The organism is Xanthomonas populi (assembly GCF_002940065.1).
Taxonomy (GTDB): Bacteria; Pseudomonadota; Gammaproteobacteria; order Xanthomonadales; family Xanthomonadaceae; genus Xanthomonas; species Xanthomonas populi.
The window spans coordinates 1-1,090 of the sequence record NZ_MDEJ01000282.1; the positions used below are offsets into that span (position 1 = coordinate 1).

At 58.8% G+C, this 1,090-nt stretch carries 2 protein-coding genes; both read left to right on the forward strand.

Annotated elements, in window-relative coordinates:
• Nucleotides 1-367: 367 nt before the first annotated feature.
• The gene (locus tag XpopCFBP1817_RS20820; protein ID WP_128418490.1) at nt 368-676 is read left to right on the forward strand and encodes a CcgAII protein; all 309 of its coding nucleotides are present in this window, start codon (nt 368-370) and stop codon (nt 674-676) included.
• A 121-nt stretch (nt 677-797) separates the two neighbouring features.
• A complete protein-coding gene (locus XpopCFBP1817_RS20825; RefSeq protein ID WP_128418491.1) occupies nt 798-1,004 on the forward strand; it encodes a hypothetical protein in 207 nt (68 codons plus the stop codon).
• Nucleotides 1,005-1,090: the final 86 nt, after the last annotated feature.

A 1,090-nucleotide genomic window follows, 5' to 3' on the forward strand; every position in this document is an offset into this window, starting at 1 on the left:
ACCTGAAGGTGGCCACGAAGTGCACCAGCGCCTGCAGCTGCGCATGGCGCGCGCCTGGCCAGGCTGCAGAGCAGAAGCAAAGGCGGTCTGCAGGGAGTGATGTGGGATCTTGCGGACGTGTTGGCGGATCATCATTGCTGCCGGCGCCGACCTGTTCACTGCGCGAGTGAGGCGTTGCCCGTAGGGGCGTAGCCCCTACACCCCGGTGCGGGGAAATCTGATCGACAACGGGCGCAGGACGTTGCAGGAGTAGAACAAAGAATTGCATGCAAACAGCCATGCATGCTTGCATGCAAGCATGCAAATCGGTATTATGTAGGTGTGCCAAGACACTGCACACCACATCCGGAAAGCTGAGGAGCCAAACATGACAACCGAATTCAACCCCGAGCAATGCCGCGCCCATATCGCTACCTTGGCCGACAAGTCTAACGAAGGGTGCGGGCTGATTTATGAGCTGTATCAGCGCCGTTTGAGCGGTCGCATTGATGAATATGTGACCACGTTGCCCGCCGAGCATCAACAGCTGGTAATCGCGTTGGCGCGCAGGGAATTTGAGTACCTGACGGCCGATGAGATCGCAGCCGAGATCGAGCGGGACCACGACGCGGGTGATTGCTCTCACGGCATTGATCGCAATTACTGCCCCGCAGGCTGCGGCGACTTGGAAGACTAGATGTGCATCCCCCGGATCAAGTGGCCACAACCGCTCCGGGGGTTCCCCCAAATCGGCGTAACACCGCATTTTCGCGCGGATCGGGATGCGGCCAGGTTGGCGAGAGAGATGTTAGAAAGCGATGCAAGATGCACTTGCTGGCAAGTTCCGCGACATCCCAGCCTATCTTCCAAAGCACGAAGCAGACGACGGTGTCGAGTTTTGCAAGCTAGCTAATATCAATCGTCAACTTAAAAAAATGGCGATCATTAGCCTGCTCATCGCCATCGCCATCGCCATCGCCATCGCCATCGCCATCGCTTGCGCGTTAGTTCGTGCGTCACCCTAGTGCAGGCTGCCGCACAGCAAGAGCGATCGCCAGCACGCCGGCACCACCTACAAGGTCCCGGCGCTGTCGCGCTGGTGCCCGGTGGC